Genomic DNA, 18,086 nt, shown 5'->3' with positions numbered 1-18,086 from the left:
GTGATTCAATGCGGCAGACCAACTTGCGGCAAACGGTTGACCCGTCGGCATCCTCGTCGTCGACGGAAACGAACCCACCGACGCGGCGCAAGGACCGTTTCCCCTTGCGGTTTTCGGAGAAAACCATCGGGTACCTGTTCGTCCTGCCGACGATCCTCCTCATCGCCGCCATCGCTATCTGGCCCGTTGTGCGCTCGTTTTGGCTCAGCCTGTACGACATCCGCCTCAACGATCCGGCGAAAACGGCCATTCACCGGACATACGGCCTCGATATGGAGGTGTATGCAGGCAAATACCCGCTCCTGTTGCGGGCGCTTGACCGGGAGATCAAGCAGGCTGACGCGCCAACGAAAACATCCTTAGCCGAGGCCAAGGACCGGCTGGAGAGCCTTCATGACGAGCTGATGAAGGACGAGGACTTTGCCGAGCGCTGGGAGGAGGTGAACCGGCTGCTCGACGCGTTCCAGCCGGTTCCGCCGAACCTCAAAACTGTCGACCTTGATCGGGATGAGGCCGAACGCGTGAAGGCGACGCTGCGCGATGTGGAAAAAACCCTTGCCCAGATTGACCCCGCCAAACTGCAGCGTCCCAACGACGTTACCGGGCTCCTTTCCGGCATCAGCGGCGCGCTGATTGAGCCCAATTTTGTCGGGTTTGCCCACTACACGCGCTTTCTCCACGAACCACGCCTGTGGATGGCGTTGTGGAACACCACGGTGTTTACGGTTGTCTCCGTCTCCCTTGAGCTGGTGCTGGGCCTGGGCATCGCGTTGCTCATCAACCGGTCCTTTAAAGGGCGCGGGCTTGTGCGCGCGGCGGTGTTGATCCCCTGGGCCATCCCCACCGTCATCTCGGCGTTAATGTGGAAATTCCTCTACGACGGGCAAAACGGGATTGTCGCCAAGCTGTTTGCTGAGATCGGGATCATTGACAACATGGCCACCCTGCTCACCACCAAATGGGGCGCCATGTTCGCGGTGATCTTTGCCGATGTGTGGAAGACGACGCCCTTTATGGCCCTGCTGCTTCTCGCCGGTCTGCAGACGATTCCCCAGTCGCTCTATGAAGCGGCCGAGGTGGACGGCGCGTCGCGGATCCAGCAATTCTTCCGTATCACCCTGCCCCTCTTAAAGCCGACGATCCTGGTGGCGCTGTTGTTCCGCACGCTCGACGCGTTCCGCGTCTTTGACCTCATTTACGTGCTGACCGGGGGCGGTCCGGCCAACTCGACGGAGACCATTTCCATCTACGCGTACAAGACGATGTTCGCCCAGCTGAACTTCGGTGCCGGATCGGCCTTGTCGGTGATCGTCTTCCTGTGCGTGGCCCTCATCAGCATCTTCTATATCAAGCTGTTGGGCGCCAACGTGCTGGGCGAAGAGAAGGCGCGGTAAGGAGGGGAAGCCCAGATGTCGAAAAAGGCAGGACCCGGGTTTTACGTGTTTCTGGCCGTGTTCGTCTTCGTGGTGCTGTTCCCCTTTTTCTGGCAACTGCTGGCCTCGTTCAAGCCACCGAACGAGCTGTTTGGTGAGGCGGCCTTTCGCGTCTGGATCGACAACCCCACGCTGGACAACTACGTGCGGGTCTTTTCCCAACGGCCCTTTTTGACATACCTGTGGAACAGCACCGTTGTTGCCACGCTGACCACGGCATACTGCCTGGTCGTCGCGTCGCTGGCCGCCTATGCGCTGGCACGGCTCGAGTTTAAGGGCAAGGCGGTAGTACTTGGTCTTGTGCTCGCCGTGTCGATGTTCCCTCAGATCGCCACTATTTCGCCCATCTTCCTGTTCATGCAGGAAACGGGGCTGACGAACAGCTATCTGGGCTTGATCCTGCCCTACACCACCTTTGCTCTGCCGCTGGCTGTGTGGAACCTGACTGTGTTTTACCGTAAAATTCCTGTTGATTTGGAGGAAGCGGCCAAGATCGACGGGGCGACAGTGTTGCAAACGTTCCGCAAGATCATTCTTCCTCTGGCCATGCCGGGCACGTTTACCACAGCCATCCTCGTCTTCCTGGCGGCATGGAACGAGTTCTTCTTCGCCTTGACGATTAACACCGAAGAGGCGATGAAGACCGTTCCGGTGGGCATCGTCATGTTCCAGGGCCAGTACACGATCCCGTGGGGCGAAATCGCCGCCGCGTCGATCATCGTGACCATTCCGCTGGTCATCATGGTCCTTATTTTCCAGAAGCGGATTATCTCGGGGCTTACGGCGGGCGCGGTGAAGGAATGAGCCGCGCCGGCCGGCTTGGCCCCGGCTTTCGCGCGATTCTGGTATCCCGTGTAGGTGCCCCCGCGAAAGCTCGCGGGGCGCTTTTTTTGGGCTTGGGGGTACGTACGCGGGCGAACAGTCGGGCGCGATCCGCTCTGTGGCACGGCATCCAATCGCTGGTTGACAACGGATGGTCCTTTTCCTATAATAGTCTTAACAATCTGATAAACATAATTGTCAGAAGTATATTGATAAAATTGTAAACGTATACAGGGAGGGGATGCCCATGAAGGCTGCGGTGGTAAACCAATTTAAGGAAAAGTTGGAGATCAAGGATGTACCGGTTCCCGAGATCGGACCGGGCGAAATCCTCGTGAAAATCAAAGCGTGCGGGGTGTGCCATACCGACCTGCATGCCGCGCATGGGGATTGGCCGGTAAAACCAAAGCTTCCCTTGATCCCGGGGCACGAGGGCGTCGGTGTCGTTGAGGCGGTTGGCCCGGGGGTCACCTCGCTCAACGTAGGCGATCGGGTGGGAATTCCCTGGCTCCATTCCGCGTGTGGCGAATGCGAGTATTGTTTAACCGGACAGGAAACGTTGTGTCCGCACCAGCTGAACACCGGTTATTCGGTGGACGGATGCTACGCCGAATATTGCAAGGCTCCCGCATCTTATGTCGTCAAAATCCCCGACAATTTGGGGTTTGAGGAAGCGGCGCCGATCTTTTGCGCGGGAGTAACAACGTATAAGGCGTTGAAAGTTTGCAACGCCAAACCGGGTGACTGGGTTGCCATCTACGGCATTGGCGGTCTGGGCCACGTGGCCGTACAGTATGCCAAGGCCATGGGATACAATGTCATCGCCGTCGATCTGGTCGATGAGAAGCTGGAGCTCGCGAAAAAACTGGGTGCGGACGCAACCCTCAACGGGACGAAGGTCGATCCGGCGCAGGAGATTCAAACGCGGTTCGGCGGTGTGCAAGCGGCGATCAGCGTGGCGGTAACGAAGAAAGCGTTCACGCAGGCGTACCATTCCCTGAAGCGCGGCGGCACCCTGGTTGTGGTCGGCTTGCCGAATGACGAACTGCCGATTCCCATTTTTGACACGGTTCTCAACGGGGTCACGGTGAAAGGGTCGATTGTGGGAACGAGAAAGGACTTGCAAGAGGCCCTGGAATTCGCCGCCCAAGGAAAGGTGAAGGTCAACATCGAGACCCAGCCACTGGAAAAGATCAATGATGTGTTTGCGCGCATGGAAAAGGGGCAGATTCATGGTCGCGTTGTTCTCACCTTGGAGTGAGCGGAAACAACGGGAGAGACAACCGGGTGGAAAAACGCGGTCGGGGGAAGGCATCCCGGCCGCGTTTAAACGTTGAAAATGGGATGGAGGGATATGGAGGAAGAACATGTTTCGCGAACTCCTGCGTTTTCCGATCGTCCAGGCCCCGATGGCCGGCGGGGTCTCCACCCCTGCGCTTGTCGCTGCCGTGTCGCAGGCTGGTGGCCTGGGATTCCTCGCGGCCGGCTACAAAACCGCTGACGCCATGCGGGAAGAAATCCGGACGGTGCGGACGCTCACCGACGAACCGTTTGGAGTCAACCTCTTCGTTCCGAGCCGGGAGGATGTCGATTTCGAAGCCGTTTTGCAGTACCGGAACCGTTTGGAGGGCGAGGCGCGGCGGCGCGGTGTGGAGCTGGGGGAACCGGTGGCCGATGAGGACGACTGGGAGGCCAAACTTGAGGTGCTCCTGAAGGAACCGGTGCCGGTGGTGAGCTTTACCTTTGGCTGTCCGTCACCTGACGTGATCGACGCGCTGAAAAAGCGGGGCTCCTGTGTCGTGGTGACGGTTACCACCCCCCAGGAGGCCATCACCGCCCATCGTGCCGGTGCCGATGCGCTGTGCGTGCAGGGGGTGGAAGCCGGGGGACATCGGGCATCGTTCCGCAACCGGCTGTCCGCGGAAGAGGATTATCCGCTCCTCGTGTTGCTGCGCCTCGTACGGCAGGAGGTGCCGTTGCCTCTCCTCGCCGCCGGCGGCATTATGAACGGACGCGATGTGGCGGCGGTGTTGGCGGCGGGCGCGTGTGCGGCCCAGATGGGCACGGCATTTCTCCGGTGCCCGGAAAGCGGAGCCCATCCGGTTCACAAAGCGGCCCTCGTTGACCCGCGATTCACCTCGACGACGTTGACGCGCGCCTTTACCGGCAGGCGTGCCCGAGGATTGGTCAATCGCTTTATACGGGAACATGATGCGGCCGCACCGGCCGCATACCCCCACCTGCACCATCTCACCCAGCCCCTCCGAAGGGCGGCGGCGCAGGCCGGCGACCCGGAGGGCATGGCGCTGTGGGCGGGGCAAGGCTTTCGTTTGGCCCGCGAGATACCGGCCGCGGAACTCGTGCACCAGCTGATGGACGAGGCGCGCCAGGGGCTTGCGGAGGTGTCCCAAACGCTCTGCGGGCGTTCCGATGCGCCCAACGCGCACGGTTTCCGTTGACAAAGGGGGGACGTGCGCCCTATAATGAGCGTAACGTTGCGTCAATCCATAATCTTTCGCCTTCTTCAATCCGCAAGGAGAAGGCTCCTCTTATCGCGAGAGGCGGAGGGACTGGCCCGATGAAGCCCGGCAACCGGTGGGATCCAGCGGTAGCAGACTCCCACAACGGTGCCAATTCCTGCAGAATCCTGCGCGGATTCTGAGAGATGAGAGGGGCGTAATGCGGTTGAAACGCCCCTTCTCGATGGAGAAGGGGCGTTGCCCTTGATAGGGGGCCTGTGGCGCGCCGGCGCCCCGGGACATTTGACCACGAGGAGGAAGGAGCGCATGAGCATCGAGACGCAAACTGCCAATGCCCATCGTCTGGAAACCCTGGCCATCCACGCCGGCCAGCAGCCCGATCCGACGACGGGGGCCCGGGCCGTGCCGATCTACCAGACGACGTCGTACGTCTTCCGCGACACCGACCATGCCGCCAACCTGTTTGCCCTGAAGGAGTCCGGCAACATCTACACGCGGATCATGAACCCGACCAATGACGTGCTGGAGCAGCGCGTGGCGGCCCTGGAGGGCGGGGTAGGCGCCCTGGCGGTAGCCTCGGGGCAGGCGGCGGTCACCTACGCCATCCTGAACATCGCCCAGGCGGGAGACGAGATCGTCTCCGCCACCAGCCTCTACGGCGGGACGTACAATTTGTTTCACTACACGCTGCCCAAGTTCGGCGTGACGGTGAAGTTCGTCGACGCGCGGGACCCGGAAAACGTCCGCCGCGCCATCACCGGCCGCACCAAGGCGGTGTTCGCCGAGATGATCGGCAACCCCAGGCTGGACGTGCTGGATATCGAGGCCATCGCCGAGGTAGCCCATGCCCACGGCATTCCGCTTATCGTCGACAACACCGTGCCCACGCCGTTCCTGTGCCGGCCCTTTGACCACGGCGCCGACATCGTCGTCCATTCCGCGACGAAATTCATCGGCGGCCATGGCACGACCATCGCCGGGATCATCGTCGACAGCGGCAAGTTCGACTGGACCAACGGCAATTTCCCTGCCTTCACCGAGCCGGATCCCAGCTATCACGGGATGGTCTTGAGCGAGGCCTTCGGAAACATGGCCTACATCCTGAAGGCACGCGTCCAGCTCCTGCGCGACACGGGGGCGGCCCTTTCGCCCTTCAACGCCTTCCTCCTGCTGCAGGGCCTGGAGACACTCCATCTGCGCATGGAGCGGCACAGCGAAAACGCGCGGAAGGTGGCGGAGTTCTTGGCCGGCCATCCCTATGTGGAATGGGTCGACTACCCCGGTTTGCCGGACAGCCCGTATCACGAGCTGGCCAAGAAGTACCTGCCGCGCGGGCAGGGCGCCCTCGTTACCTTCGGGATTCGCGGAGGCCTGGAGGCGGGGAAGAAATTCATCAACAGCGTCAAGCTCCACTCCCACCTGGCCAACATCGGCGACGCCAAGTCGCTGGTGATCCACCCGGCCAGCACGACACACCAGCAGCTCACCCCCGAGGAACAGGCGCAAACTGGCGTGACGCCGGAGCTGGTGCGGCTGTCGGTGGGGCTGGAGCACATCGACGACATCCTCGAGGACCTCGACCAGGCGCTGCGGGCCAGCCAGCGGTGAAAACGGAGTGGAGGGAAGCGGCCGGAAAACCGGCTCCTTTAGCCTGGAAAAGCCTCCTCGGTTCCAACGCAGCCGAGGGGGCTTTCTGTGCCTGTTTCTCAGGGCTCGCGCGATGGCCACATGTGACCGCGGCCGGAACATGCCGGCCGTTTTTTGTGCGCTTCCGGTTGGGGATCACCGCGCAGGCTGAAGGGAGCGCAAGGGGTGTCGAACAAACGGGTGAGTCAAGCGCGGGGCACAACGTGTAACGCTCACCGCACGTTTGCCACGGAAGGTGCTTTGTTTTTTCCCCTTACGTCCTCAGCAAGGAGACATTAAAATGGAAACGACAGGCTTGGTTACGCAGCTCCTGCAAAATGCCGCCAGAAAGGGGGATGGCGATGACCCGACGGCGCAAAAGCTGGGACGAGTATTTCATGGACCTTGCCTTCACCGTTGCCGAACGGGCGACCTGCCCGCGCCGGCACGTGGGGGCGGTTCTGGTGAAGAACAAGAAGCTGATGGGCACGGGGTACAACGGCAGCCCGGCCGGCGTAGCGGACTGCTATGACCGCGGCTGTCTCATCGAGCGCTACGTGGAAGACGGCGTTGAGCACGAACGGTGCATCCGCTCGATCCATGCCGAGGTGAACCTGATTCTTTTCACCGACCGCGCCGACCGGGAAGGGGGCACGGTGTACGTTACCGACGAGCCGTGCTGGAATTGCGCCAAGATGCTCGCCAACAGCGGGATTGTGGAGATCGTGTACGAACGGCCATACGAAAAGGACCATGAAAAGGTGGAGCGCCTCATGGCCGAGGCGGGCATTCGCCTGCGCCAATACGTACGCGAGCGTATGCGGGATGAGCAGGCGTGACGGCGCGGCCGGGCCTGTGGGCAGGACTGGGGACATGCGGCGGCACGGCCCTGGCCTTTGCCCTGGCCGATCGGCGGTGGGCGCTCTTTTGGGCCACGCTTTGCGCCCTCGGCGGGATGGTGGCGCTCGGGGTGGGGGTGCGAATTCGGGCGCGAACGGCACGGTGGCTGGCCCTCGGGACGCTTTTTGCGGCGCTGGCCCTTGCGCGGACCGCCGGTTCTCCCGCCCTTACCCCCTCGGCGCTTGAAACCCTTGGCGCGCAGGAGGGGATGACGGTAACGTTGGACGGCGTGGTGGCGGAACCGCCGCGCCTCGACGGTGACCGGCTGCAGCTTTTGGTGCGGGGAGCGGGGGTGCGGCTGGGTGCGGCCAAGGGGGAATTGGACGGCGAACGGGTCCTGGTGCGCGTGCGGCTGGCCCATCCGGGCGACCGCCGCGCGGCAGAAGGGCTGGGGCGTGGCGATCGCGTGCGCATTGCGGGTGTGCTCGAGCGGCCCTCGCCTCCGCGCAACCCCGGCGCCTTTGACTACCGCCGGTATCTGGAACGGCAGGGCATTCGCTGGATTGTTCGGGTGAGCGGGCTTGCGGCCGTCGACGTGGATCCCGGCCGACGGTTTTCTCCCCTGCGCTGGGCCGACGACGCGCAGCGGCGGCTTTCTGCCGTGCTGGACGACACCCTTTCCCCGCAGACGGCGGGATTTCTGCAGGCCCTTGTGCTTGGCGACCAGCGCGCCCTCGACCCGGAAGCGATGGAGATGCTGACACGCCTCGGCCTCCGCCACGCTGTGGCGATATCGGGGCTGCACGTGAGCCTGGTGGTTGCACTATTTTTACTTTTTTTGCGTGGTGTAGGGGTCACGCGCGAGCGGGCGGTCATCGGGCTGCTTGTCTTCGTTCCGGCCTATGTCGCGCTAACCGGAATGAGTCCGTCGGCCGTGCGCGCCGGGTTGATGGCCGAGCTGGCCCTCTTCCTTGTTGCCTTTCGCCGCTTGACCGACGCGCTGAACGCATGGGGCTGGGCGTTGGCAGTGTCGCTGCTCTGCGTTCCGGCGTGGCTGTTTTCGCCGGGCTTTCAGCTGTCCTACGCCGTCACTTGGGGGCTACTTGTTGCCGCGCTGCCGCTTGCCGAACACATGCCAAAGGTCCCGGCGCCGCTTCGCGCGCCAGTGGCGGTGACCCTCGTGGCCCACGTCGTCTCCTTCCCATTGGTTGTGGGGCATTTCCACAATATCCATGGGCTGACGCTGGTGGCCAACCTGCTGCTGGTGCCGGTGGTGTCGCTCCTTCTTTTGCCCCTCGGCACGGTGGTGCTTCTATTGGCGCTGGTGCATCCGGCGCTGGCCTTCGTTCCGGCGCGTCTGGCCGACGGCGCGGTGGCGCTGTTTTTCACGTTGGCGGCGGTGCTGGATCGCCCGCTCCTCTACACCGGTTGGCCGCCGCCGCCCGCCTGGTGGTGGCCGCTGTATGGACTGGCTCTCGGGGTGTGGGTGTACGGGCTCACGCGCTGGGAGCACCGCCGGGTGTGGATGGTTTTCGGCGCGGTCGGGGTTCTGCTGCTGGTCAGCCGTTGGGTGGGCGGGGATGGCGCTGCGGTGCGCGTCACCTTTTTGGATGTGGGGCAGGGCGATGCCGCGGTGGTGGAAGCGGACGGGAAGGTGTTCCTGATCGACGGCGGCGGGCAGCCGGCCATCCCGGCCGAAGCGTGGCGGCGCCGGCGCGATCCCTTTGATCCGGGGGCGGACGTGGTGGTGCCGTACCTGCTGTATCGCGGCGTGCGGCGGATCGACACGGTGTTTGTGTCCCACGGCGACGAGGATCATCTCGGTGGGCTGTTTGCCGTCGTACAACAGCTGAGGGTGAAGGAAGTGGCGGTGGGTCCCGGTTTCGGGCGCAACGCGCGGGAGCAGGCTTTTTTGGAGCTTTGCACCCGGCAAGGCGTTTCCGTGCGCCGGGTGGTTGCGGGATTCACGCGGCAGGTCGTTCCTGGTGTCTACTGGCGCGTGGTGCATCCAACCCGGGCGGGATGCCCCGGTTGTACGGAGAACGATGCTTCTCTCGTGCTGGCCCTTCACGCTTACAGACGCGTGGTTCTCTTCACCGGGGATGTTGAGCAGCGGAGCGAGCGGGCGATGGTGGCCGATCGGCGTGTAGGGGATGTGGACGTGTTGAAGGTGGCCCACCACGGGAGCAAGACCTCGACGAGCGAGGCGTGGCTGTCGGTGGTGCGTCCGGAATGGGCCGTCGTGTCCGTCGGGGAGCAGAACCGCTACGGTCACCCGCATCCCGCCGTGGTGGAGCGGCTGGGTCGCCACGGCGCGCGGGTGCTGCGCACCGATCGCCACGGCGCCATCGAGGTCTTCATCCGCCCCGACGGGGGATTGCGCGTGGTGCCGACGCTTCCTTCCCCGTCCGAAGCAGGTGCTGGCACGCCCTGGGGGGCAGGCGACGCGAACGCAACCTGCGGCGGTTCAGGTACGTCAACTGTTTGGAGAGGAGGACGTGCGCGTGGTTGACCCGCGTTTGATCCGCGATGCCCAAGCGGGAAACCGGGAAGCGATGATTGAGCTGCTTCGACAAATCGAGACGCCCGTGTACCGGACGGCATACTATTTGCTGGGCAATGAGCAGGACGCACTGGACGTGACCCAGGAAGCCCTTTTGCGCGTGTTTACGAAACTGCACACGTATCAAGAAAAGGCCCACTTCCACACATGGGTGCAGCGCATCGTCACCAACCTGTGCATTGACCTGTACCGCCGCCGCAGCGACAGCGTCATGTTCGAGGCGTGCGACGGCAGCCTGCCCGATCGCATCAGTGTGGAAGAGGAAGTGGAACGCCTCGACCTGGTCGCCGACGTGAAAGAAGCGATCAATCGCCTTCCGCTCCACCAGCGCGCGGTCGTCATCCTGTGCTACCTGCAGGACTTCTCCTATCAAGAGATCGCCGACGCGCTCAATCTCCCGCTTAACACGGTGAAATCCCACCTGTTTCGGGCCCGCCAACAGTTGAAGGTCTGGCTGCAAGACCACGTGAAAGGAGGGGTGCGGGGATGAGCTGCGACGAGGTGATGGACGCGATGAACCGCGAGCTCGACGGAGACCTGACCGCCGAAGAGCGCCAGCGCATGCAGCATCATTTGCTCAACTGCCCGCGATGTGTCCTGTTGTACGAGCGCTTGCGTTGTACGAGCGCTTGCGGCGGCTTTCATCGCAACTGGAAAGCTTGCCAAAGGTGCAGCCACCGTATTCGGTTGTCGACGCGCTGCTCCCCCGTCTTGAGCAGATGCCGTTGCCGACGGCGCGGAAGGTGCGGCGTCGGAGGATGGCATGGCGGCGCCTGATCCTTTGGACCGGCGGCAGCGTGGCGGTGGCGCTGCTTGGCGTGATGGCCGTGGTGGCCGAGATTCACGAGGGACAACTCTCCGCTCCACAGGACGGCGTTGTCTTGGAAACGGAGCGTGCCGACCAGGCGGGGGAGGTACCCCGATCGGGTGCCGCATCGCCGTTGGCATCGGCGCTCCGTCCTTCACCGGAAGGGCTGAGGGAACAGTCGGGTGATCCGCCATCGGGCCGCGCGGAACCGTCGCCCCGCGCCGGTAGAACGGAAGGTGGCGGAAGCGCGCTTCAGGCGGCTTCCCCGTTCGGCGGGCGCGGGACCGCACCGTCTTCTGCGCCGGAGGCCAAGTCCACCCATGAGGCATCCCGTACGCCCACTTCCACGCCGGATGTGCCGTCCGTGCCCGAGGCGCCCACTTCGGAAGCGCCGGTCGACCATGAGCCCAACGGCGAACCTCCCGCGCCGCCCCCATCGGACCATGCTACTGCTTTGGTGCCGCCGCAGCAGGAGGAGTCGGGGGCGGAACGTGCTGTTGCCCTTGGGGGTCCGGCCGGATCGGAGCGCCCGGTCGCGAACGCAGGCATCCCGCAGGGAGGAAAGGCGAAGGACGTGTCGAAGGCACCGCTGCCGTCGCCGGACGGCCAGTGGCAGGCGGCGGTGGTGGGAGAGGGCAAAGCAAGGCGCGTCATCGTGTACGACGCGAAGGGCGCAGTGCGGTTTCGCGGCCATGCTCTTTCCCCGATCGCCCGCGTCACGCTACAATGGGAAGGGAATGCGCTCGTCTACGATGTGGTGACGGCGCAAAATGGACGCGAAACGGCGGAGCGGTGGCGGGTAGACATGGCGGCGATGGCGGAGGCACGGCTTACCCAGTCGCCACGCCCGTAACCGAAGGCCCGACGGTCGGGGCCCCATGGGGGGATGGAGAATGGTCACCCCGCAAGACGTGATGCGGGAGCTTGATGCGGGACGCGTTCGGTCCCTCTACGTGTTTTACGGGGAAGAACCCTACTTGATCGACGAAATGGTGCGCAGGTTTGTTGAGCGGCTGGTGCCGCCGGAGGATCGCGACCTCAACGTCGCCGTCTATGACCTGACGGACGTTCCCGTCCAGGTGGTCGTGGAGGATTGGCTAACCTTGCCCTTTGTTGGCGAGCGGCGCCTGGTTGTGGGGACGCAGGCCCTGTTCCTGACGGCGGAACGCCTGCCGAAGAAGGTGGAGCACGATCCCGACGCCCTGCTCAACGCCCTGGTGGCCCCGCCGACCTTTTCCACGCTGGTGCTCACGGTACCGACGGCGAAGCTGGACGAGCGCAAGCGCGTGGTCAAGGCCTTGCGGGAGGCGGCAGCGGTGGTGGCCTTCTCGCCGCTCAAGGGTGCGGCACTTTCCGACTGGCTGGCCGCGCACGCCCGGGATCTCGGCGTCCATCTCGCCGCCGACGCGGCGGAAGAGCTGGTGATGCGCGTGGGCGACGAGCTCCCGTTTTTGGCGACCGAGGTGGAAAAGATGGCGCAGTACGTCGGCCCCGGCGGCACCATCACCGCCGACGTGGTGCGGGAATTGGCCCCGCGCACCCTGGAGCAGGATGTTTTCGCCCTGATCGACAGCGTTTGCCGCGTGGATACGGCAGCGGCGTACCGCATGCTGCGGGATTTGTGGCTGCAGCAGGAAGAGCCCGTTCGGCTCGTTGCCCTCCTGGCCCGCCAGTTTCGGCTGATCCTGCAGGTCAAGACCATGTCCGCCAAGGGGTATGGGACGCAACAGATCGCGCAGCGGCTTCGCGTGCATCCCTACGGCGTAAAGAAGGCGATGGAGCAGGGGCGACGCTTTACCGAGGAGCACTTGCTGGCGATATTGGATGCACTGGCCGAGGCGGACTACTGCATGAAAGCGGGATGGATGGACAAGGAGCTGGCCGTCGAAGCGTTTGTTGCCCGGCTGGCCCACTGGCTGCAGCACAGGGCGCGCAAAGGAGGGAACGGTTCATGATCGTGATCAGCGCGTGTTTGGCGGGCGTGCACTGTCGGTACGACTGCGGCCACAACGGGATCGCGGCCATCGAGGATCTGCTCCGTGTGGGGAAGGCGCTGCCGGTGTGCCCGGAGCAGCTTGGCGGCCTGCCGACGCCGCGCAACCCGGCGGAGATCGTCGGCGGCGACGGTGACGACGTGCTGGACGGGCGCGCACGGGTGATCGACAACCAGGGCCGTGATGTGACGGAGGCCTTTGTCCAGGGAGCCTATCAGGCGTTGCGCATCGCCCAGGCCGCCGGGGCGCGCGTGGCGGTGTTGAAGGAATCCAGCCCCTCGTGCGGCAGTCGCCGCATCTATGACGGAACGTTTCGCAAACAAAAAAAGCCGGGGCACGGCGTGACGGCAGCCCTTTTCCGACGCCACGGCATTCGCGTCGTGTCGGAGGAGGAATTCCTGGCGGCATTGGAGGCCGGGCGGGTGGCGGAGCTGCTGGGCGAAGACGGCGAGGGAACGAAATAAAGAGGGGGAAGCCGGGGACAAGGGAGAGCCGAAAAAAACAAAACGACCCTCAAGCGGGGTCGTTCTTTTTTTGCGGGTCTCCAGGCGTTGCGGGTTGCCGTACCTTACGCCGTCGCTTGCTCGGTTTGACCGCTTTGCTGCACCGCCTTGTTGAACTTTTGCATCAGCCGGGACTTCTTCCGCGCGGCCGCGTTTTTGTGAATGAGGCCTTTGGTCACCGCTTTGTCCAGCTTGCGGCACGCTTCACGCAGGAGCGGCTCCGCCGCTTGCAGGTCGCCGGCTTCCAACGCTTTGAGGTACTTCTTGATCGCCGTCTTCAGCGCCGATTTTTGCGAAGCCCGGTGCATGCGGCGCTTTTCATTTTGGCGTGCCCGCTTGATCGCCGACTTAATGTTGGGCATTCCATTCACCTCCTGAGGGGGATTGGGGTCCGAGACAACACGTCATATTCTACCACGATCCCCTGGGCAATGCAACAACAGCAGAATAACGGAGCGTGTAAAGTTTCAGTAGGAACACGGTGAGGAAAAAACGAAAAGAGACCTCACCGCAAGTTGTCTGGCCAGGCAACTTGCCCCGACACGAAGTCGAGGAGGCGGTGAGGTCTCATGGAATGGATTCGCGAAACCGTGCAAGAAATCCTCCTTCTTGTGCAGGAAATGGCTGACCTCCTGAAGCAAAGCCCGGATTTTGAGGCATTGGAGAAGGGCATCTACCGGCTGGTGCAGCAGGCAACCCTCCGGCTTTTGCAGGCGTCCTGTGCGGAGTTGGATCAACAGTTTATGAAAAACCGGGATCGGAAGCATTTAAAGATCGTGCATCGCAAGGAGCGCACGGTACTGACGCCCTTTGGTGAGGTGCGTATTGAGCGGCGGTACTACGTGGACCGGGAAAGCGGTCAGGGCCGGTACCTTCTGGATGAGGCGCTGGGCTTGGCACCACGCCAGCGGCTTTCGCCGTGGGCAAGACAGTTGGCCGTAGCCCTGGCGGTGGAGATGCCGTATCACCGGGCAGCGGAAGTGCTCAAGCACGTGACGCTTGGGAATGTGGACATCCGGGCCATGAGCATCTGGCAGGAGGTACAAAAGGCCGGTAGGGAATTGGGGCAACAGATCGAACAGCGGCGGCGGGATGTGTTTGAACGGGGCGTAAGCCCCAAAGGGCAACGAAAGAGCTCGGCAGTGTATGTGGAAGCGGATGAGGTTTGGGTACCAGCCCGGCGTTCGGAAGGGAAGCGGGCAACGATTCCCGTTAAGGTGGCGGTGGCCTACGAGGGAAAAGGGGACGTTTCGGCCCAGCGGCGTCGTTTGCAAGAACGTTGTGTGCATGCCGGTGTAGCAGAAGGGACGACCTTTTGGGAAGAGTGCGTGGCGAAGTTTGGTGAACATTGGGATTTCGGCGCAGTGGAGCGATGGTATGTGGGGGGTGATGGAGCGGCGTTTGTAAAAGAAGGGTGTGCGTATTTTCCGGGAGCGCAATACCGGCTCGATCCGTTTCACCTTCGTCGGAACCTGGTGGAGAGTCTTCGACATGACGAGAAGGCGTATCGGGAGGTTTGTGCTGCGCTGGCAACGTCCGATTGGGAAGGGGTTGAGCAGGCTCTGAAAGCAGCCGAACATCGCAGCCGCGGGGCACAGCGGCAGCGTGTGGTTCAGTTGCGGCGCTATCTGCGGACCAACTGGGAAGGCATTCGGGAGTTGGGAGAGCCCGTGCGATTAGGGGCGATTGAGGGACAAGTGTTTCATCACATTGCACGGCGGATGAAGCGTCATGGAGCGCGTTGGAGCGTCGAGGGGGCCGGCCGGTTGGCGCGGCTTTTGGCGTCGCGGGCAAATGGGGAACTGGCTGAAGTGGTGAAAACCAAGTGGACAGCCCAACCGGAAAGAATGAGCCATGTGTTTGGCAAAGGAGCGGCGGAGGAAAGGGAAAAGAGTTGGAGAGCAGACATAGAGGGATGGCTGCGCGCAAGGATTCCGGCCCTTAACGGGCCTGGATCCGGTGCGCCTTGGGTAAAGTATGTGCTTCGTGAGCTTGTGCGGGCGATTCCAAGAAGGGTGTAAACCGATCACTCAAATTTTTGTGTCGGGGCACCTACTGAAAGTTGACACGCACAGAATAACGGCAAGTTCCGCCAACCACCCTAGAAAGAGAAAGCGGAATGAAAGGAGCGCGGTCATGGAACACGACATTACGCTGCCCCTTGCCGTGCGCACCGATTTGGCCCTGGAGGCCCATGATTACGCCCGTGCCGCACTGGGGAAACCGGTGCCCGGCGTGACCATCGATACGGAACGGGACGATGGCATCACGGTGACCCGGGTGTCGGTGACGGACGAGACCGGCGCGCGGGCGATCGGCAAACAACCGGGCACGTATGTGACACTCGAGGTGCCGGGGTTGCGCCGGCAGGATACGCCGCTGCGCCATCGTGTGGCCGGGCGCCTGGCGCAAGAACTGGAGGGATTTTTCGACCGCCTCGGGCTTGGACCGCAAAGCAGCGTGCTGGTGATCGGACTGGGCAACGCCCAAGTGACGCCAGACGCGCTTGGTCCCCTGGTGGTGGAAAATCTGCTCGTCACGCGTCATCTCTTTGAGCTGGCCCCGGAGCAGGTGGCGCACGGGTACCGTCCCGTCAGCGCCTTGGCCCCCGGCGTGCTTGGCACGACGGGCATTGAAACGTCGGACATCGTGCTTGCCATCTGCCGCTACGTCAGGCCGGACGCCGTCATCGTCGTTGACGCGCTCGCCGCGCGCGCGCTGGAGCGCGTCAACACCACCATCCAGATTGCCGATACGGGCATTCAGCCGGGATCGGGTGTGGGCAACAAGCGCAAGCCCCTGGACCGTACGGCCCTGGGCGTTCCGGTTCTGGCCATCGGGGTCCCCACCGTCGTCGACGCGGCGACGATTGCCTATGACGCCATCGACTACGTCTTGGCTCACCTTCGCGCGCAGCTGACCGAGGCCCGGGAAAACCGCCCGGCGCGGCGCCTGGTGCCCGGTGCCCGGCGTTATGCGCCCGACCCTCGCCGCATCGAGGAGGCGCGCGGGGAACGAGACCCGGAGCTCGAAGCCTCCCTGTTTGGCGCCGTCGGGGCGCTGAAGCCTGAGGAAAAGCGCGCCCTGATAGCGGAGGTGTTGCAGCCGCTCGGGCAAAACCTGATCGTCACGCCCAAGGAGGTGGATGCCTTCATCGGCGGGATGGCCAACGTGTTGGCCACGGGGCTGAACATGGCCCTGCACGAGGCGGTGGACGGCGCCAACGCGGCGGCGTACACGTACTGATCGGCGTCCGGCCGCGACTCCTCCCGCCGCTCGGTCTTCTTCCGCCTTTTCCCGGTGGTCTGTTCTGTTTCTCCGCCCCGCCGCATAGGAATGGGACAAGGGGAGGGGGACAAGACCATCCGGGAACCGGGGAGGGACAGGCTGTGCGTAACCTTCGCTTTCGTGTGATCTCCGTCGTGGGCGGCAGCCCACGCGTGCAACGACAGATGATCGGGCTGGCGATCGGCGCGGCGGTGCTCTTTGTGTTGGCCGGGACCTTGGGAGTTTTGCAGGCGGATCGCGCGGTTGCGCCGATCGGGGGGACGTCATCGGTCCTGTCGGGGGCCCAGCTGATCCGCTGGGTCGCGCCGGAGATGTCCTATTGGTCGGCCTATGCCCACACCACCGGCGGCGGAAAGGGGTGGAGCGGGAGCCTCTTCCACCTGCTCGTTGGCGTTGACCCGTCCCGCCCGCGCACCTTCCTGTCGCGGGAACTGCCGGGGTATGCCCAGTTTGCCGGAGAGGAAGCGGTGCTGTTGGCAGCGGGCGACGCCCAGCCGCCGGCCGGCGCGTTGGCGGGAATGCCGCTCCAGGACGCAAGCGGGGCCCCCGAACCGGCTCCACCGCCTCCTCCGCCTGAACAGCCGAAGCCTTCGCCGTCCGACGAGAAGGCGTCGCCCGACGCCAAACCGGCGCTCACCACCGGCGGCCGCCGCGTGGTGTTCATCTATCACACCCATCCGCGCGAATCGTTTTTGCCGGAATTGCCCGGGAAAGACCATCCGAACAGCGCGATGGACGTCAAGGTCAACGTTACCCTGATCGGCCGCCATTTGGCCAAAGCCTTGGAGGCGCGCGGCATTGGCACGGTGGTCGACACGACGGACTTTACCGGCCAGCTCATGAAAGAAGGGAAACCCTATGCGTTGTCCTACGCTGCATCCATTAAAAAGGTGAAAGAAGTGATGGCCGCCAATCGGGACATCACCTTTATCTTTGACATTCACCGCGACGCGGTGAAGCGGGAGAAAACGACCCTGACAATGAACGGGAAAACCTACGCCAAACTGTACTTTATTATCGGGAAAGGCAACCCTCATTGGGAGAAAAACCATGCCTTTGCCGAGCAGTTGCACAAGGCAATCAACGAGCGGTATCCGGGCCTTTCCCGCGGCATCAAACCCTTTGAGAAGACGCCGTGGCGCAACGGGGAGTACAACCAGCATGTGTTGCCGCGTGCTTTAACGGTGGAGGTCGGCGGTGTGGAAAATACCCTGGAGGAATGCTACCGGACGGCGGAACTCTTTGCCGACGTCATTGCCGATGTGTATTGGGACGCAGTGAAGGTCCAGGCGCCGGCGGAGAAGGGAGAGGTGCACCGGTGATGGGCGGGGTAGCCCGCTTTGTCGGGGCGTTTGTTTCCGTGTCTGTGGTGTTGGTGGTGGGCATCTTGCTCGGGGTCAACGCGGTAGACAAGGGCATCCAGCGCGTGGAAGGCGGCGCCGACAAGGGACCCAACGGGTTGGCCATCACCCGCGTTGATGGCGATATTGTGGAGCTCACGGTAATGGGCGAACGCGTCACCCTCGACAAAGGGCGGCTGCGGCAGGCCCAGCCGCAGGCGCCGGAAACGGTGCGCGCCGACTCCCCCTTCCTGAGCCGGATGGGCAATGCGCTGGGGGAGTGGGTGCGCGGCTTGACGCGTTCGGCGGTCGAGTGGATGACCGGCAAGCTGGGATCGTGACGGATCCGTTCCGGACAGGCCCTCACGGCATGCGTGGGGGCCTTTGCG

Annotated in this window: 16 protein-coding genes, 1 pseudogene and 1 riboswitch; of the genes and pseudogenes, 16 read left to right on the top strand and 1 reads right to left on the bottom strand. The window is 63.3% G+C overall.

Annotation, left to right across the window (positions count from 1 at the left end):
• The first annotated feature begins 8 nt into the window (after nt 1-8).
• From ACYQ0Z_RS01130 to ACYQ0Z_RS01075, 12 genes and pseudogenes are all read left to right on the top strand, one after another.
• Nucleotides 9-1,394, top strand: a complete 1,386-nt coding sequence (locus ACYQ0Z_RS01130) for a carbohydrate ABC transporter permease (RefSeq protein WP_459863578.1) — start codon at nt 9-11, stop codon at nt 1,392-1,394.
• Nucleotides 1,395-1,409: 15 nt separating this feature from the next.
• Complete coding sequence (locus tag ACYQ0Z_RS01125) at nt 1,410-2,237, top strand: carbohydrate ABC transporter permease (RefSeq protein WP_459863576.1); 828 nt, start codon at nt 1,410-1,412, stop codon at nt 2,235-2,237.
• A 265-nt stretch (nt 2,238-2,502) separates the two neighbouring features.
• Nucleotides 2,503-3,516, top strand: coding sequence for an alcohol dehydrogenase AdhP (adhP, locus tag ACYQ0Z_RS01120; RefSeq protein ID WP_459863574.1), 1,014 nt, complete (start codon nt 2,503-2,505; stop codon nt 3,514-3,516).
• A 106-nt stretch (nt 3,517-3,622) separates the two neighbouring features.
• On the top strand, nt 3,623-4,714 hold the full coding sequence (locus tag ACYQ0Z_RS01115) for an NAD(P)H-dependent flavin oxidoreductase (RefSeq protein ID WP_459863572.1): 1,092 nt from the start codon (nt 3,623-3,625) through the stop codon (nt 4,712-4,714).
• An 87-nt stretch (nt 4,715-4,801) separates the two neighbouring features.
• A riboswitch (SAM riboswitch) is annotated at nt 4,802-4,927 on the top strand.
• 114 nt (nt 4,928-5,041) lie between these two features.
• A complete protein-coding gene (locus ACYQ0Z_RS01110; RefSeq protein WP_459863570.1) occupies nt 5,042-6,343 on the top strand; it encodes a homocysteine synthase in 1,302 nt (433 codons plus the stop codon).
• A 374-nt stretch (nt 6,344-6,717) separates the two neighbouring features.
• On the top strand, nt 6,718-7,200 hold the full coding sequence (locus ACYQ0Z_RS01105) for a deoxycytidylate deaminase (protein WP_459863568.1): 483 nt from the start codon (nt 6,718-6,720) through the stop codon (nt 7,198-7,200).
• On the top strand, nt 7,197-9,713 hold the full coding sequence (locus tag ACYQ0Z_RS01100) for a DNA internalization-related competence protein ComEC/Rec2 (RefSeq protein ID WP_459863566.1): 2,517 nt from the start codon (nt 7,197-7,199) through the stop codon (nt 9,711-9,713). Before ACYQ0Z_RS01105 ends, ACYQ0Z_RS01100 begins: the two co-directional genes overlap by 4 nt.
• Nucleotides 9,706-10,254 carry an RNA polymerase sigma factor gene (locus tag ACYQ0Z_RS01095; RefSeq protein WP_459863564.1) on the top strand — a complete coding sequence of 183 codons (549 nt, stop codon included), beginning with the start codon at nt 9,706-9,708 and terminating at the stop codon, nt 10,252-10,254. The genes ACYQ0Z_RS01100 and ACYQ0Z_RS01095 overlap by 8 nt, the downstream gene beginning before the upstream one ends.
• A pseudogene (locus tag ACYQ0Z_RS01090) lies at nt 10,251-10,346 on the top strand (zf-HC2 domain-containing protein); the annotation flags it as partial. The gene ACYQ0Z_RS01095 and the pseudogene ACYQ0Z_RS01090, both read left to right, overlap by 4 nt.
• Before the next feature lie 35 nt (nt 10,347-10,381).
• Nucleotides 10,382-11,425 (top strand): hypothetical protein, encoded by a 1,044-nt coding sequence (locus ACYQ0Z_RS01085; RefSeq protein WP_459863716.1) that lies wholly within the window; start codon nt 10,382-10,384, stop codon nt 11,423-11,425.
• A gap of 40 nt (nt 11,426-11,465) precedes the next feature.
• On the top strand, nt 11,466-12,527 hold the full coding sequence (gene holA / locus ACYQ0Z_RS01080; RefSeq protein WP_459863562.1) for a DNA polymerase III subunit delta: 1,062 nt from the start codon (nt 11,466-11,468) through the stop codon (nt 12,525-12,527).
• Nucleotides 12,524-13,030, top strand: coding sequence for a 2-thiouracil desulfurase family protein (locus ACYQ0Z_RS01075; RefSeq protein ID WP_459863560.1), 507 nt, complete (start codon nt 12,524-12,526; stop codon nt 13,028-13,030). Before holA ends, ACYQ0Z_RS01075 begins: the two co-directional genes overlap by 4 nt.
• A 104-nt stretch (nt 13,031-13,134) precedes the next feature.
• On the opposite strand, the gene rpsT is transcribed toward ACYQ0Z_RS01075, so the two are convergent.
• A complete protein-coding gene (gene rpsT, locus ACYQ0Z_RS01070) occupies nt 13,135-13,431 on the bottom strand; it encodes a 30S ribosomal protein S20 (RefSeq protein ID WP_459863558.1) in 297 nt (98 codons plus the stop codon).
• Nucleotides 13,432-13,638: 207 nt separating this feature from the next.
• On the opposite strand from rpsT, the gene ACYQ0Z_RS01065 reads away from it, so the two are divergent.
• From ACYQ0Z_RS01065 to ACYQ0Z_RS01050, 4 genes are all read left to right on the top strand, one after another.
• A complete protein-coding gene (locus ACYQ0Z_RS01065) occupies nt 13,639-15,090 on the top strand; it encodes an ISLre2 family transposase (RefSeq protein WP_459863556.1) in 1,452 nt (483 codons plus the stop codon).
• A 115-nt stretch (nt 15,091-15,205) separates the two neighbouring features.
• A complete protein-coding gene (gene gpr, locus ACYQ0Z_RS01060) occupies nt 15,206-16,315 on the top strand; it encodes a GPR endopeptidase (RefSeq protein WP_459863554.1) in 1,110 nt (369 codons plus the stop codon).
• A 143-nt stretch (nt 16,316-16,458) separates the two neighbouring features.
• A complete protein-coding gene (spoIIP, locus tag ACYQ0Z_RS01055; RefSeq protein ID WP_459863552.1) occupies nt 16,459-17,679 on the top strand; it encodes a stage II sporulation protein P in 1,221 nt (406 codons plus the stop codon).
• Nucleotides 17,679-18,038 carry a DUF3679 domain-containing protein gene (locus tag ACYQ0Z_RS01050; protein WP_488193078.1) on the top strand — a complete coding sequence of 120 codons (360 nt, stop codon included), beginning with the start codon at nt 17,679-17,681 and terminating at the stop codon, nt 18,036-18,038. The genes spoIIP and ACYQ0Z_RS01050 overlap by 1 nt, the downstream gene beginning before the upstream one ends.
• The last annotated feature ends 48 nt before the right edge of the window (nt 18,039-18,086 follow it).

Source organism: Calditerricola yamamurae, assembly GCF_054654135.1.
Note: the sequence above shows the minus strand (reverse complement) of the source record. Positions and strands in the feature narration are given on the sequence as shown.

Bases quoted from the DNA above. Each gene is read 5' to 3' on its own strand.
- ACYQ0Z_RS01130 (WP_459863578.1), top strand. From the start codon at position 9: ATGCGGCAGACCAACTTGCGGCAAACGGTTGACCCGTCGGCATCCTCG.
- ACYQ0Z_RS01125 (WP_459863576.1), top strand. From the start codon at position 1,410: ATGTCGAAAAAGGCAGGACCCGGGTTTTACGTGTTTCTGGCCGTGTTC.
- adhP (WP_459863574.1), top strand. From the start codon at position 2,503: ATGAAGGCTGCGGTGGTAAACCAATTTAAGGAAAAGTTGGAGATCAAG.
- ACYQ0Z_RS01115 (WP_459863572.1), top strand. From the start codon at position 3,623: ATGTTTCGCGAACTCCTGCGTTTTCCGATCGTCCAGGCCCCGATGGCC.
- ACYQ0Z_RS01110 (WP_459863570.1), top strand. From the start codon at position 5,042: ATGAGCATCGAGACGCAAACTGCCAATGCCCATCGTCTGGAAACCCTG.
- ACYQ0Z_RS01105 (WP_459863568.1), top strand. From the start codon at position 6,718: ATGGCGATGACCCGACGGCGCAAAAGCTGGGACGAGTATTTCATGGAC.
- holA (WP_459863562.1), top strand. From the start codon at position 11,466: ATGGTCACCCCGCAAGACGTGATGCGGGAGCTTGATGCGGGACGCGTT.
- ACYQ0Z_RS01075 (WP_459863560.1), top strand. From the start codon at position 12,524: ATGATCGTGATCAGCGCGTGTTTGGCGGGCGTGCACTGTCGGTACGAC.
- rpsT (WP_459863558.1), bottom strand. From the start codon at position 13,431: ATGCCCAACATTAAGTCGGCGATCAAGCGGGCACGCCAAAATGAAAAG.
- ACYQ0Z_RS01065 (WP_459863556.1), top strand. From the start codon at position 13,639: ATGGAATGGATTCGCGAAACCGTGCAAGAAATCCTCCTTCTTGTGCAG.
- gpr (WP_459863554.1), top strand. From the start codon at position 15,206: ATGGAACACGACATTACGCTGCCCCTTGCCGTGCGCACCGATTTGGCC.
- ACYQ0Z_RS01050 (WP_488193078.1), top strand. From the start codon at position 17,679: ATGGGCGGGGTAGCCCGCTTTGTCGGGGCGTTTGTTTCCGTGTCTGTG.